This window comes from Pseudonocardia nematodicida (assembly GCF_040105385.1).
Taxonomy (GTDB): domain Bacteria; phylum Actinomycetota; class Actinomycetes; order Mycobacteriales; family Pseudonocardiaceae; genus Pseudonocardia; species Pseudonocardia nematodicida.
Genome location: NZ_JBEDNQ010000007.1, coordinates 246,500 through 260,025 on the forward strand (window position 1 = coordinate 246,500; position 13,526 = coordinate 260,025).

At 76.4% G+C, this 13,526-nt stretch carries 13 protein-coding genes; 4 read left to right on the forward strand and 9 right to left on the reverse strand.

Annotated elements, in window-relative coordinates:
* Positions 1-14 precede the first annotated feature (14 nt).
* From WIS52_RS18395 to WIS52_RS18405, 3 genes are read left to right on the forward strand one after another with little or no spacing between them, the layout of a single operon-like run.
* Entirely contained in the window at positions 15-788 is a 774-nt protein-coding gene (locus WIS52_RS18395; protein WP_349299511.1) for an ATP-binding cassette domain-containing protein, read from the forward strand.
* Between the two features lies 1 nt (position 789).
* Entirely contained in the window at positions 790-2,235 is a 1,446-nt protein-coding gene (locus WIS52_RS18400; protein ID WP_379610317.1) for a sugar ABC transporter permease, read from the forward strand.
* Positions 2,232-3,401 carry an ROK family protein gene (locus WIS52_RS18405; protein ID WP_349299512.1) on the forward strand — a complete coding sequence of 390 codons (1,170 nt, stop codon included), beginning with the start codon at positions 2,232-2,234 and terminating at the stop codon, positions 3,399-3,401. Before WIS52_RS18400 ends, WIS52_RS18405 begins: the two co-directional genes overlap by 4 nt.
* 170 nt (positions 3,402-3,571) lie before the next feature.
* Here WIS52_RS18405 and WIS52_RS18410 read toward each other — a convergent pair whose 3' ends face one another.
* Positions 3,572-4,213, reverse strand: a complete 642-nt coding sequence (locus WIS52_RS18410) for an SAM-dependent methyltransferase (protein ID WP_349299513.1) — start codon at positions 4,211-4,213, stop codon at positions 3,572-3,574.
* 58 nt (positions 4,214-4,271) lie between these two features.
* Positions 4,272-4,937 (reverse strand): haloacid dehalogenase type II, encoded by a 666-nt coding sequence (locus WIS52_RS18415; protein WP_349299514.1) that lies wholly within the window; start codon positions 4,935-4,937, stop codon positions 4,272-4,274.
* Between the two features lie 18 nt (positions 4,938-4,955).
* Here WIS52_RS18415 and WIS52_RS18420 point away from each other — a divergent pair, with 18 nt between their 5' ends.
* Positions 4,956-5,747 carry a cobalt-precorrin-6A reductase gene (locus WIS52_RS18420; RefSeq protein WP_349299515.1) on the forward strand — a complete coding sequence of 264 codons (792 nt, stop codon included), beginning with the start codon at positions 4,956-4,958 and terminating at the stop codon, positions 5,745-5,747.
* 57 nt (positions 5,748-5,804) lie between these two features.
* Here the strand turns inward: WIS52_RS18420 and WIS52_RS18425 are convergent, their stop codons facing one another.
* The 7 genes from WIS52_RS18425 to WIS52_RS18455 all read right to left on the reverse strand — a co-directional run bounded on the left by WIS52_RS18425 (position 5,805) and on the right by WIS52_RS18455 (position 13,283).
* On the reverse strand, positions 5,805-6,821 hold the full coding sequence (locus tag WIS52_RS18425) for an alcohol dehydrogenase catalytic domain-containing protein (RefSeq protein WP_349299516.1): 1,017 nt from the start codon (positions 6,819-6,821) through the stop codon (positions 5,805-5,807).
* Positions 6,821-7,900 (reverse strand): alanine racemase, encoded by a 1,080-nt coding sequence (locus WIS52_RS18430; RefSeq protein WP_349299517.1) that lies wholly within the window; start codon positions 7,898-7,900, stop codon positions 6,821-6,823. Before WIS52_RS18430 ends, WIS52_RS18425 begins: the two co-directional genes overlap by 1 nt.
* Positions 7,901-7,991: 91 nt before the next feature.
* Positions 7,992-8,471 carry a GNAT family N-acetyltransferase gene (locus WIS52_RS18435; RefSeq protein WP_349299518.1) on the reverse strand — a complete coding sequence of 160 codons (480 nt, stop codon included), beginning with the start codon at positions 8,469-8,471 and terminating at the stop codon, positions 7,992-7,994.
* Positions 8,472-8,489: 18 nt separating this feature from the next.
* Positions 8,490-10,070, reverse strand: coding sequence for a precorrin-2 C(20)-methyltransferase (locus WIS52_RS18440; RefSeq protein WP_349299519.1), 1,581 nt, complete (start codon positions 10,068-10,070; stop codon positions 8,490-8,492).
* Positions 10,067-10,705, reverse strand: coding sequence for a precorrin-8X methylmutase (locus WIS52_RS18445; RefSeq protein ID WP_349299641.1), 639 nt, complete (start codon positions 10,703-10,705; stop codon positions 10,067-10,069). The genes WIS52_RS18440 and WIS52_RS18445 overlap by 4 nt, the downstream gene beginning before the upstream one ends.
* Positions 10,702-12,120: a precorrin-3B synthase gene (locus WIS52_RS18450; protein ID WP_349299520.1), complete on the reverse strand. Its 1,419-nt coding sequence runs from the start codon at positions 12,118-12,120 to the stop codon at positions 10,702-10,704. The genes WIS52_RS18445 and WIS52_RS18450 overlap by 4 nt, the downstream gene beginning before the upstream one ends.
* Positions 12,121-12,284: 164 nt before the next feature.
* Positions 12,285-13,283: a C40 family peptidase gene (locus tag WIS52_RS18455; protein ID WP_349299521.1), complete on the reverse strand. Its 999-nt coding sequence runs from the start codon at positions 13,281-13,283 to the stop codon at positions 12,285-12,287.
* Positions 13,284-13,526 lie beyond the last annotated feature (243 nt).

Here is a 13,526-nt window from a genome sequence, read left to right on the forward strand (position 1 = left end):
CCGGAGGGACGGCCATGGCCGAACCGATCCTGCGCCTGAACGCGGTCTCCAAGAGCTTCGGCGCGGTGCGGGTCCTGCACGACGTCGACCTCACGGTCCGCGCCGGCGAGGTCACCGCACTCGTCGGCGACAACGGCGCCGGGAAGTCCACACTGGTCAAGTGCGTCGCGGGCATCCACCCGATCGACGGCGGCGAGGTGCTCTTCGACGGCGAGCCGGTCACCCTGTCCGCACCGGCGGACGCCGCCCGGCTCGGCATCGAGGTCGTCTACCAGGACCTCGCGCTGGCCGACAACCTCGACGTCGTCGGCAACATGTTCCTCGGCCGGGAGCGCGGCCGGTCCTGGATGCTCGACGAGGGGTCGATGGAGCAGGCCGCGCGCGACACCCTCGCCTCGCTCTCGGTCCGCACCGTCACCTCGGTCCGGACGCCGGTCGCGTCGCTGTCCGGTGGGCAGCGCCAGACCGTCGCGATCGCCAAGGCCGTGCTCTGGGACTCGCGGGTGGTGCTGCTCGACGAGCCGACCGCGGCGCTCGGCGTCGCCCAGACCCGCCAGGTGCTCGACCTGGTGCGCCGGCTCGCCGAGCAGGGCCTGGCCGTCCTGTTGATCAGCCACAACATGGCCGACGTCTTCGAGGTCTCGGACCGGATCGCCTGCCTGTACCTGGGCCGGATGGTCGCAGAGGTCCCGACCCGCGACGTCACGCACTCCGAGGTCGTCCAGCTGATCACCGCCGGCCGGTCCGGCGAGCTCGGCCTGGCCCGTCCCGAGTCGGCGGTGATGTGAGGTGACCCAGCAGTCCGAGAAGCCCGAGACCTCCGCCGCACAGCGGGCCAACCCCGGCAACCGGGCCGCCGACTTCGGCATCGACACCACCGCGCACACCACCCGCGAGGCGATCGTCGCCTACCTCAGGGGGCTGCGCGGCGGCGAGCTCGGCTCGCTGCCCGCGCTGCTCGGCCTCGCCGCGCTGTTCGTGCTGTTCACCGTGCTCGACCCGAGCGGCACCTTCGGCAGCCTGCTGAACCTGGCGAACCTGCTGCAGCAGGGCGCCGGCCCGACCATCATCGCGATGGGCCTGGTGTTCGTGCTGCTCACCGGCAACATCGACCTCGCCGCGGGGACCGCGTCCGGGCTCGCCGCCGCGATGATGGCGCTGCACCTGGTCTCGAACGGCAACGTCCTCGGCGCCACCGGGACCGTCGTGTACGTCCTGCTGGTGGGCACGATGGTGCTCGCGGCCGGGCTCGCCGCGCTGGTCCGGGTCTGGGCGGGCACCGCGATCAGCCTGCTCACCGCCGCCGTGCTGGTGATCGGCGTCCCGACGAGCCCGTGGGTGGTGATGGGGCTCGCGGTCGGCGTCGGCGTGGTGATCGGCTGCCTGACCGGGTTCCTCGTGGCCCGGATCGGGATGCCGTCGTTCGTCGTCACCCTCGCCCTGTTCATCACCTGGCAGGGCGTGATCCTGCAGCTCATCGGCGACGGCGGCACGCTCGCCCTGCGCGACCCGGTGATCAACGCGGTGGCCAACGGCAACCTCTCGACGACCGGGTCCTGGGTACTGTTCGTGGTGGCCGCGGGCGGCTACGCGGCGATCCAGCTGTACCGCCAGCGCTCCCGGCTCCGCGCCGGGCTGGTCGCCCGGCCGACCGGGCTGGTGCTGATCAAGATCGGGGCGGTGGTGGTGCTGGGCGGGCTGGCGACCGTCCTGCTCGTGCAGGACCGCTCGCCCGGGATCATCGAGATCTCCGGGGTGCCCTACGTCGTTCCGCTGGTGCTGGTGCTGCTGGTGCTCGGCACCTGGGTGCTGGACCGGACCCGGTTCGGCCGGCACGTCTACGCCGTCGGCGGGAACCGGGAGGCCGCCCGGCGGGCCGGCATCGACGTCGTCCGGATCCAGGCGTCGGTGTTCGTGATCGCGACGGCGTTCGCCGCGATCGGGGCGATCGTCTACTCGTCGAAGATCGGGTCGGTGAACCCGGCCGCCGGCGGAGGGAACACCCTGCTGTTCGCCGTCGGTGCGGCGGTGATCGGCGGGACGTCGCTGTTCGGCGGGCGCGGCCGGATCAGCAACGCGGTGATCGGCGGCACGGTGCTCGCGACCGTGCAGAACGGGCTCGGGCTGCTCAAGCAGCCGGCCGCGGTGGTGTTCGTGGTGACCGGGCTGGTGCTGCTGCTGGCCGCGGCCGTCGACGTGCTGTCCCGGCGACGCGCGGCGGCCACCGGCAGGTGACCACCTCGGCTTCGGGAACCCGTCCCGACGACGCGCGCCGGCACAACCGGGCCGCCCTGCTGCGCCGGCTGCACGTCGACGGGCCGACCACCCGCGCCACCCTGGCCGGGGAGCTCGGCCTGAACCGCAGCACGATCAAGTCGGTGGTCGACGGGCTCGCCGAGACCGGGGTGGTCACCGAGGCCGTCCCGGCCCGGCGGACCGGCGCCGGGCGGCCGTCGCTGCTGGTGCTGCCCGAGCCGCAGTCGGCCGTCGTGCTGGCCGTGGACGTCCGGGTGGACCAGGTGGCGCTGGCCATGGTGGGCATCGGCGGGCAGATCCTGGGCCGGCACAGCTGGAACCTGCACCGCACGACCCGGCTGCCCGGTGAGGTGATCACGCACGTCGCCGAGTCGGTGGCGCTGCTGCGCGACGAGCTCGGGGTGGACGAGCAGGGTGCCGGGGTGTCGATCCCGGGCGTGGTCCGCCGCTCGGACGGGCTGGTCCGGGAGGCGCCGAACCTGGGCTGGCGTGACGTGGAGCTCGGCGCCCGGCTGGCGGCGGTGCTCGGCCGGCCGGTCCAGGTCGCCAACGACGCCGAGCTGGGCGCGCTGGCCGAGCACCTGCGCGGGGTCGGGCGGGACGTGGCCGACATGGTGTACCTGTCCGCGGACGTCGGGGTCGGCGGCGGCGTCGTCTCCGGCGGGAAGCCGTTGCGCGGCACCGGTGGCTACGTCGGCGAGCTCGGGCACCTGCTGGTCCGCCCCGGTGGGCGGGACTGTTTCTGCGGGGCCTCGGGCTGCTGGGAGACCGAGGTCGGCGAGCCCGCGCTGTGCCGGGCGCTGGGGCTGCCCGAGGACACCCCGCGCGGGGTGCTGGTCGCCGAGCTGCGGGCGCTGTCCGCGGATCCCCGCGCGGCCGAGCTCCTCGCCGGCTACGCCGGGTGGATGGCCGCGGGGCTGGTCACCGTGGTCAACATGCTCGCGCCCGAGGTCGTCGTGCTCGGGGACCTGTTCGCGGCGCTGCCGCCGGCGGTGACCGACCGGGTCCGGGCCGACGTCGAGCGGCGCAGCCTGGTCAGCCGCGCGGTCGGCGGGACCCGGATCGTGGCGTCCCCGCTGGGCCGGGACGGGGCCCTGGTCGGGGCGGCGGAGCTGGCCTTCGAGCCGGTGCTGGGCGCGGTCTGAGACCCCGCGACCGGTCGGGCCCACGGGGCAGCCGACGCCGCCCCGTTCGCGGGTCGCCGCGGTGCCCCGCCGAGACCCGTCGGCGGCGGGGCACGGGTCGCGGCAGGTGTCGGTGGTCGCGCCGGTGGAGCTCACGGCCGGGCTGCGGGTGCCGGGTCAGGGGATCCGGGTCAGGGGTCCCGGCGCAGTACCAGGACGTGGTCGACGACCTCGGCGGTCTGCCCGCCGGGGCCGGTCGCGGTCCGGCGCGGTGTCTCGGCCCGCTCGACGGTCCAGCCGTCCGGACCGAGGTCGAGGCCGTCGCGGATCTCCTGCGGGGTGGGGAAGTGGACGTCGCGGTCCTGGAACCAGGACCAGGGGGCGACCGAGCCGTGGTCGACCACGATCAGCCGGCCGCCGGGGCGCAGCGCGCGGGCCGCGGTCGTCAGCACCCGGTCTCGGGGGAGGTCGAACGGGGTCTGCAGGTACTGGGCGCTGACCAGGTCGAACCGGCCGTCGGGGAACGTCTCGGCGAGGTCGTGCCGCTCGGCGCGGACCCGGTCGGCGAGCCCGAGCCCGGCCGCCAGCGCGGTCAGCCGGCCGGTGGCCGTCGCCGAGATGTCGACGGCGGTGACCCGCCAGCCGTGCCGGGCCAGCCACAGGGCGTCGCCGCCGGGGCCGCAGCCGAGATCGAGGGCGTCGCCGGGCGGGAGGTCCGCGGCGATCTCGGCGAGCCGGGCGTTGACCCGGGGTTCGGCGCCGCGGTCGCGGCCGGCGTACACGGCCTCCCAGAAGTCGACCGGGTCGTCGTGCTCGGGTGGGGTGGAGGTCATGCGCTCACGATGACCCGGTGGTCGCCAGCCCGGCAAACTCTGTTGCTGGTTCGGCAATTCAGCTCAGGTGCGGGGCCAGATCGGGCAGTGCGCGCACCGTGAACGTCGGCGACGGTGTCAGGTATCCGGGCCAGGGCTCTCCCGCCCGGTCCAGATAGGCCGTCGACATGCCGACCCGTGCCGCGCCGTGCAGGTCCCAGGGGTGTACCGCGACCATCACCGACTCGTCGGCGCCGACCCCGCAGGTCCGCAGCGCGTGCTCGTAGGCAGTGGGGGCGGGCTTCCAGACCCCGGCGTCCTCCACCGAGAGGAGCCGGTCGAACTGCTCGCGCAGCCCGTGGTCGCCGAGCAGCTTCTCCGCGACCGCCGCGGCGCCGTTGGACAGGGTGACCAGCCGCAGCCCGGCCGCCCGCAGCGCGGCGACCCCGGTGTGCACGTCCGGATGCACCGGGAGCTCCCCGAACGCGTCGAGGATCTCCTGCGCGCGGACGTCGGCCCAGCGCACGCCGTGCCGGCGCAGCAGCTGCGCCGCGGTCGCCCGGCCGATCTCGGCGAAGGTGCGCAGCTCGCCGCCGGCGGCCAGCGCGATGCCCTCGCGCAGCGTGCTCGCGAACCAGTACGGCGCGGTCCGCTCCGGTGCGCCCAGCTCGACGAACTTCCGTTCCAGCGGGGTCAGGTCGGACAGCGTCTCGTTGACGTCGAACACCACGGTCGTGATCGCCATCCGCCTACCCTGGCCGCCGTGAGCGATTCCCGCACGGCGTCCGCCGGCACGGTGCTCGTCCTCGGCGGCACCACCGAGGGCCGGGCGGCGGCGGCCGCGCTGGCCGGCCGGGACGGGGTCCGGGTGGTGTCGTCGCTGGCCGGTGCGGTGCGGGCACCGTCGCTGCCGGCCGGTGAGGTGCGGGTCGGCGGGTTCGGCGGCGCCGGCGGGCTCGCGGCCTGGCTGCGGGCCGGCGGGGTCGCGGCGGTGCTGGACGCGACCCACCCGTTCGCGTCCGGGATGACGGCGAACGCCGCCGCGGCGTGCGCGGCGACAGGGATCCCGCTGGTGGTGCTGCGCCGCCCGGGGTGGACGGCCGGGCCGGAGGACCGGTGGCACCGGGTCCGCTCGGTCGCCGCGGCCGCCGGCGCGGTGGCCGGTCTCCTCCCCGGCCCGGACGGCCGGGTGCTGTTGACCACCGGGCGGGGCGGGCTGGAGTGCTTCGCGCAGCTCGACGCCGCGTTCTGGATCCGCTCGGTCGACCCGCCGGACCCGCCGCTGCCGTCCCGGCACACGCTGCTGCTCGACCGCGGTCCGTTCGGTCTCGATGCCGAGCGCGCGGTGTTCGACCGGGTGCGGCCGGACGTGCTGGTGACCAAGGACTCCGGTGGGGAGGCGACGGCACCGAAGCTGACGGTGGCCCGGGAGCGTGGGGTCCCGGTGGTGATGGTCGACCGGCCGCCGCTCCCGGACGGGGTCCGGTCAGAGCCGACGGTCGACGCCGCGATCGACCGGCTGCTCGGGAGCCGACCGGGCCGCCGCCCGCGATGATCGCCGGTTCCGGAGCGGATCGTTCGCGCGGCGAGCGCTGCGCTCCGGAACGGGTGATCAGGGCTCGATGACGGTGACCTCGCCAGGTGCCGGACCCGCGGCGAGGGCGGCCGGGGCCTCGTCCAGGGTGATCCGGCGGGTGACCAGACGGCCCGGGTCGAGAAGGCCGGTGCCGACCAGCTCCATCAGCGGGGGGTAGTCGGCGGCGGCCATGCCGTGGCTGCCGGTCAGCGTCAGCTCCCGGGCGATCATGTCCGGCACCGGGACGGCCGGGGGAGCGGACAGCAGCCCGACCTGCACCAGGGTGCCCCGGCGTCGCAGCGCCCGGAGCCCCAGATCGAGCGACTCGGGACGTCCGGCGGCCTCGATCGCGAGCCGGGCGCCGCCGTCGCCGACGGCCTCGCGTACCGCGTCCGGACCGGCCATCGGGTCCACGGTGGACAGTGCGCCCAGCTCCGCAGCCCGGGCGCGAGCCTCCGGCGACGGGTCCGCCACGACCGTCTCCGCACCGAGCGCCGAGGCGATCAGCACCGCCGACAGCCCCACCCCGCCCGCGCCGAGCACCAGGACCCGGTCGCCGGGCCGGACCCCGCCGCGCCCGGTGAGCGCCCGGTGGGCGGTCGCGACCCGGCAGCCGAGCAGGGCGGCGCCGCCGGCGTCGACGTCGTCGGGCACCGCGACCAGGTTGTGGTCGGCGTACCGCAGCTGCACGTACTCGGCGAACGAGCCGGGGTGGGTGAACCCCGGCTGCTCCTGGTGCGGGCACACCTGGGAGTTCCCGGACCGGCACTCGTCGCAGGTGCCGCAGCCGCAGACGAACGGCGTCGTCACCCGGTCGCCGACCTGGAACCGGTGCACCCGCGACCCGGTCTCGACGATCCGGCCGACCAGCTCGTGCCCCGGGACGTGCGGGAGCTGCACTCCCGCGTCGTGGCCGAGCCAGCCGAAGCGGTCGCTCGCGCAGAGCCCGGTCGCCTCCACCCGCACGACGACGGCGTCCGGCCGGACCCGCAGGCCGGCGACCAGCTCCACGGTCGGCTGTACGCCGAACCCGGTGACCAGGACCGCGCGCATCAGGTGTTCGCCCCGCGCGCGTCGACCGGCCAGCGGTCGGTGACCGTGGCGCCCTCGCAGACCACCAGCTCGTCGGCGAGGTTGACGGCGTTGCAGACGTGGTTGGGCAGCACCCGGACCCGTTCGCCGGGGCGAGGCACCGGGGCATCGCCGAACGAGACCGTGGCGTGGTGCTCGGACAGTGCGGTGATCCGGGCGTCGGGATGTGCCGGCAGGCGGCCGTAGCTGGACGCCCAGGGGGCCCGGTCCGCGCCGAGGGTCTTGCTGCCGGCGTCGAGCACGGCGTGCCCGTCACGGGCGTGCACGACGGTCGCGACCGCGGTCAGCGCGCACGCGTCGAACCCGGCCGCGTTCAGCTCGACCTGCTGGGCGTCGCCGAACACCGAGACACCGGGCCGGGTCTCGCTCACCGGATATCGGGACGCGCTCGACGGGGAGAGCCCCTCGGTCGGGCTGGAGCCGCCGCTGCGGACCCGGGGCTCGATCCCGGCCGCGGCCAGCGCGGCGGCCGCGGTCTCGAGGGCCGCGGCCTCGTCGGCGGCCGCGGTGGCGCGGGCGCCCGGCGCGTAGGCGTGCCCGGGGAAGGTGAAGACCCCCACCACCTCCAGCCCGGCCGCGACGGCCGCGGCGGCGACGGCACCGACCCGGTCGGGCACGACGCCGGTGCGGTGGTGCCCGGAGTCGACCTCCACCAGCACCTGGGCCGGGGCGCCGCGCAGTGCCGCGGCGAGCCGGGTCGCGCCGTCGGCCGAGTCGACCCCGATCGTCAGCCGGGCCCGGCCGGCCAGCGCGCGCAGCCGGTCGGCCCGCGGCCCGGCGGCCCACACCGGGTAGGCGAGGAACAGGTCGTCGCACCCGCCGGCGGCGAACACCTCGGCCTCGGCGACCGTGGCCAGGGTCAGCCCCGTGGCGCCGTGCGCGAGCTGGCGGCGGGCGACCGCGAGGCTCTTGTGGGTCTTGGCGTGCGGGCGCCAGGCCAGCCCGCGGGCCGCGGCCCGCCGGGCGCCGGCGGCGAGGTTGCGCTCCAGCACGGCCGGATCCAGCGCGAGGAACGGGGTGTCGAGGTCGTCGAGCAGCATCGCCTGCAGATCCTTCCACCCGGGTCGGGGTCGCGTCCGACCTGCGGATCGTCGACCTGTACGAGCTGGCCCGGGTGCTCCGACCGGACCGTCAGGGCAGCGGGCAGCGCATCACGACCAGGCCACCCGGCGGTGACTCGACGACCGCGAACCCGATGCGCCGGTAGACCGCGATCGCGTGCGCGTTGGCCGGCTCGACCTTCAGATCCAGTGCCGCATAGCCCTGCTCGCGGGACAGGTGCACGACGGCCCCGACCAACAGCCTCGAGAGCCCGGTACCGCGGTGCTCCGGGTGCACCCACATGCCGTAGAGATGACCGGCGTCGGCGCCACCGCTGCGGTGCGGGCGCCAGCCGACGGTCCCGACGGCCGCCCGGCCCCCGCCGTCGTCGCTCAGCGCGGCGAACCGGGCGTGCCGGTGCAGGACCTCGCGCCAGGCGACCTCGTCCAGTGCGGCCTCCTCGCGCAGGAAGTCGCTGTCACCGCCGAACCCGTCGCGGATCGAGTCGAGCCGGACCGCGCGGGCCAGCTCCCAGTCATCGGGGCCCAGCCGGCGGACCGTCGTCGTCACCAGGCGGACAGTAGCGGGTCAGCCGGTCGTCGTCCCGGTGCCGTAGTGCCGCGGGGTGAAGACCACCGGGCCGCCGTCGCGCTCGACGACCCGGGTGGTGGACGACCCGACGATCACCAGCGTCCGCATGTCGACCTGCTCGGGGTCCAGCTCGGCCAGCGTGGTGACCACGAGCCGCTCGCCGGGGCCGCCGACGTCGCGGCCGAGGACCACCGGGGTGTCCGGGGCACGGTGTTCGAGGAGGACGTCGCGGGCCGCGCCGACCTGCCACGGGCGGGCCTTCGAGCGCGGGTTGTAGATCGCGATCGCGAGGTCCGCGGCGGCCACGGCGGCGAGCCGGGCGGCGACCACGTCCCACGGCTTGAGCCGGTCGGACAGCGAGATCATCGCGTGGTCGTGACCCAGCGGGGCGCCCGCCGCGGCGGCGACGGCCTGCGCGGCGGACAGGCCGGGCAGCACCCGGACTCCGACGTCGCGGTACTTCGGCCCGGACGCGACCTCCAGCACCGCGGTGGCCATCGCGAAGACCCCGGGGTCGCCCGCGGAGACGACCGCGACCCGGCGTCCGGACGCGGCCAGGTCCAGCGCGTGCGCGGCCCGCTCGGCCTCCACCCGGTTGTCCGACGGGTGCCGGACCTGTCGCGGGTTCGGCGGCACCCGGTCCAGGTAGGGGCCGTAGCCGACGAGGTCGTCGGCCACCGAGAGCGCGGCGGCGACCTGCGGGGTCAGCCAGTCCCGCCCAGCCGGCCCGGTACCGACGACGACGACCTCCCCGAGCCCCGGGGCCCCGCCGTGTCCCTCGCTCCCGCCGGTGCCACGGGAGTGCCGTTCGTCGGCGACGGCGCCGGGCCCATGATCGCCCGGCACCGCGGAGGCGACCTCGCCGGGGACCAGCGCGATGGCGAAGTACGGAACCCCACCAGGGTCTACATCGGACAGTTTGCCGGTGCGCTGACCGTCCATCGTGGCGCGTTCGACGTAGCGGGCGCGGTCGAGGGTCCCCGCGTCGGCGAGCGCGTCGCGCACCGTGGTGAAGGTGCGGCCGAGCTTGAGCACCGCGGCCGAGTCGGTGTCGGCGAGCCGGCGGGCGAGCTCGTCGCGGGGCAGCGTGCCGGGCAGCACGGTCAGCACCTCGTCCCGCTCCACCAGCGGCTGCCCGAGCGCGGCCGCGGCGCCGCTGATCGAGGTGACGCCGGGGACGACCTCGGTGCGGTAGCGGACGGCGAGCCGTTTGTGCATGTGCATGTAGGAGCCGTAGAAGAGCGGGTCGCCCTCGGCGAGCACGACGACGTCGCGGCCGGCGTCCAGGTGCGCGGCCAGCCGGGCGGCGGCCTCGCCGTAGAACTCGTCGATCGCGCCCTGGTAGCCGCCCGGGTGGTCGGTGGTCTCGGTGGTGACCGGGTAGACCAGCGGTTCCTCGATCGCGGTGCCGGACAGGTGCGGCTCGGCGATCCGGCGGGCGATGGAGCGGCCGTGCCGGGCGGAGTGGTAGGCGATCACGTCGGCGTCCCGGACGAGGCGCGCGGCCTTGATCGTGGTCAGCTCGGGGTCGCCGGGGCCGAGGCCGACGCCGTAGAGGGTGCCGGTGTCTCCGCTCACGCGATGATCTCCTGCTCGTGGGCCAGCGCGTTGAGCGCGGCGGCGGTGATCGCCGAGCCGCCGCGACGGCCGTGCACGACCAGGTACTCGAGGTCGTCGCGTGCGGCGAGGGCCTCTTTGGACTCGGCGGCGCCGATGAAGCCCACCGGGATGCCGAGAATCGCGGCCGGGCGGGGCGCGCCGCGGTCGATCAGGTCGAGCAGGTGGAACAGCGCGGTCGGGGCGTTGCCGATCGCGACGACGGCGCCGTCGAACCGGTCGGCGAGCAGCTCCAGCGCGGCCGCCGAGCGGGTGTTGCCGATCCGCGCGGCGTGCTCGGGGACGCGCGGGTCGCGCAGCAGGCACAGCACCTCGTTGCCGGCGGGCAGCCGGGCGGCGGTGACCCCGGAGGCGACCATCATGGCGTCGCAGAGGATCGGCGCGCCGGCCTGCAGGGCGCGCCGCGCGTTCTCGACGACGTGGTCCGATGCGGCGATGTCGGCGGTCAGGTCGACCTGGCCGCAGGCGTGGATCATCCGGACGGCGACGTCGGCCGTCCCGGGCGGGAGCCCGGACAGGTCCGCCTCCGCGCGGATCGTCGCGAACGAGCGCCGGTAGATCTCGGCGCCGTCGGTGAGGTACTCGTGGGCGCTCAGCGCTGACCCTCCTGATTCGTGCGGTGTTCGGGTTCGACGGAGCCGTGGTCGACGGAGCTGTGGTCGACGGAGCTGTGGTCGATGATGCCTGCCGGCCGGGCCGGGATCCCGTCGACCAGGTAGCTGTCCGGTCCGGTCGCGACGGCGTCGACGTGCCCGGTGTGCGGGGCCCCGCACCGGCGGCCGCAGCCGGCGACGTACACCGGCCGCGCCGGACCGGCCGCGATCAGCTCCCGGGCGTGCGCGCGGACGTCGGCCAGCGACTTCGCGCACCCGGGACGGCCGGCGCAGGCCCCGACCCGCAGCGCCGGATGGCCGGGGTCGACGACGAGCCCGGCCTCACGGAGACGGTCGGGCACCGCCGCCGTGTCGTGCGGGGTGGGCAGGACCAGCGTCCGCCAGGGGGTGACGATCAGCTCCGGCGCGAGCCCGGCGAGGACCTCCAGCTGGGTGGCCGACAGCTCGCCGAGCACCGGCGCCGCCCCGACGGCGCCGCCGCCGAGCTCGCCGACGGCCCGGCTCGCACCCGGTCCTCCCCCGGGACGGGGCTCGGCCGTCACGTTCGCGCCCGGCTGGGCTCGGGAACGTGACGCGGGGTCGGCGGAAGGGCCGGAGGTCACCTTCGCGCCCCGCCGGGGGCGGGGCTGCGACGCCAGATCGGTGGGCGAGCCGGCCGTCACGTTCGAGACCTGCTCGCGGCGCGGGCGAGATGCCCGGTCGACGGCGGGGAACGGACCGCCCAGTGCGTGCGCGACGCGGCGAGCCGCGTCCGGGAGCTCACGGGCGCGCCAGGCCCGGGTCTCCGGGTCCCCGGCGTGTTCGGCGCGCAGGTCCAGGAACGCCGCGGCGGCGTCCAGCAGCACGGCCGGGGCGTCCGCGGGCGCGCAGATCAGGCCGGTACCGGTGCCCGCCACGAGCAGCTCACCCGCGGTCGGGGAGGTCGCGGCCCAGCACACGTCCGGACGTTCCCCGGCGACGTCGCCGCGGCCGTCGTCGAGGGCGAACAGGAACCGGCCCGGCAGCGCGGCGAGCGCCGGGCGGGCACACAGGCCCCGGTCCAGGTCGGCGGCGAGCCCGCGGACGTCGGCGATCCCGCCGGCGATCCCGGACCACGGTGAGGCGAGGACGTTGCGGACCCGCTCGTGGGTGGTCGACGGCAGCAGCCCGGCGCCGCCGAGCACGCGCACCGGGCGCGGATCGCCCGGGTCGAGGCCACGTAGCTGCAGGTTCCCGCGCGAGGTCAGATGGGCCGCGCCGTCACCGGCGTCGCGGGCCAGCTGCGCCACCGCGCGCAGTCCGCCTGCGGTGATCACCCCGCCCGGCAGCCGGACGCGGGCCAGCGCGCCGTCCGCCGCGAGGTGCGGCGAGACCACGCCCGGGCAGGCGTCGGTGCGGGTACGGGCGGTCGTCGGCACGCCGGTCACTGTAGGCACATCGGGGGCCGTCGCGAGCCGGTCCGGCGCGGGGGGATCGGTCACACGCTCCCACCGCGGCGGAGTGGCACACCCCGTGTTCGGACCGGGGCGCGCGGGACACCTGAGGTGCCACTCGGCGGGGAACGGTGGTGGCCGGGCCCGGCTCAGGCGGGATCGGGCAGGTACCGGCGGGCGGAGGTCCAGTCGTCGCGGACCGGGGTGCGGTGCACCGGCGTCGCCGCGTCGAGGGCCTCGATCATCGTGCCGTCCCCGGCGTAGATCGCGACGTGCGTGGCGGGGTCGCCCCAGAACAACAGGTCGCCGGGCTGCAGCGCGTCCCGCGGGACGTCGCGCCCGCCGCGGGCCTGGTCGGCGGCGTCCCGGCCGAGGTCGATCCCGTGCAGCTGGTGGACGAGCCCGGTCAGCCCGGAGCAGTCCGGCGCGAACCCGGACCGACCGCCCCACAGGTACGGACGGTCGAGGAACAGCTCCGCGGTCCGCACCAGGTCCGCGCCGCCGGGCGGTTCGGGGTCACCGATCCGGACGTGCCGGGCGTCGGCCCAGGCCTGCCCGCCGTCCGGCAGGGCGAGCTGCACGGTCTCGCCGCCGCCGGCCCGCACCGGCAGCCGGGTGCCGGCACTGATCTCGCGCAGCCGGTCGGTGCGGGTCTCGTCGGAGTACAGCCAGGTGGTGGCGACGCCGTCGACGGTCGCGGCGGGCAGCACGCTCGTCAGCCCACGGAACTCGTCCGCCCGGGTCAGCTGCGCGTCCGGGATCCAGCCGGGGTAGCCGCGGTCGTCCTTCGCGCTGGGCTGGCCGGGCACCACGACCCGGGCCCACCCGGGACGCCGCTCGAGCACCAGCACCGGGTCGCCGTAGAGCGCCTGGGTCTGGGTCCGCGAGGCCGTCGTCAGCTCCCGGCGGTCGCCGGGTGACATCGAGGTCAGCCAGCCCGCCGGGTCGGCGGGCGCGGCGAGGGCGGCCCGGTCACCGGGTCGGGGGCTGTCCGGCGACGTCCACACGGTCGCCACCGTGACGCCGACGAACACCTGCTCGCCGTCCTGTTCCGCCGGGGTCGCCTGCGCGGCGGGCACGGTCAGGCCGACGCTCAGGGCCGCGAGGGCACCGACCACGAGGACGCGGAGCAACGGGCGTCGGGACACGGGCGCTCCAGGGGTCGCCGGGACGGTGCGGGGGCAGCCTCGGTGCGGGCTCGCCGCGCGGCAAGGAGGCGCACCGGCACGGTCCCCCGGGCGGGCGGTCCCGCCGCGCGTCCGGGGGACGGCGCCGGCCGGGCCCGGGTCCGGCGGCCCTGGCCGCCGTGATCGACGTTCCGGTCCCGGTCGGTGCCATCGGCGGCACCGGCCGGAACCGATTCGATGATCATGACGTCCGGGTCGCGCGCG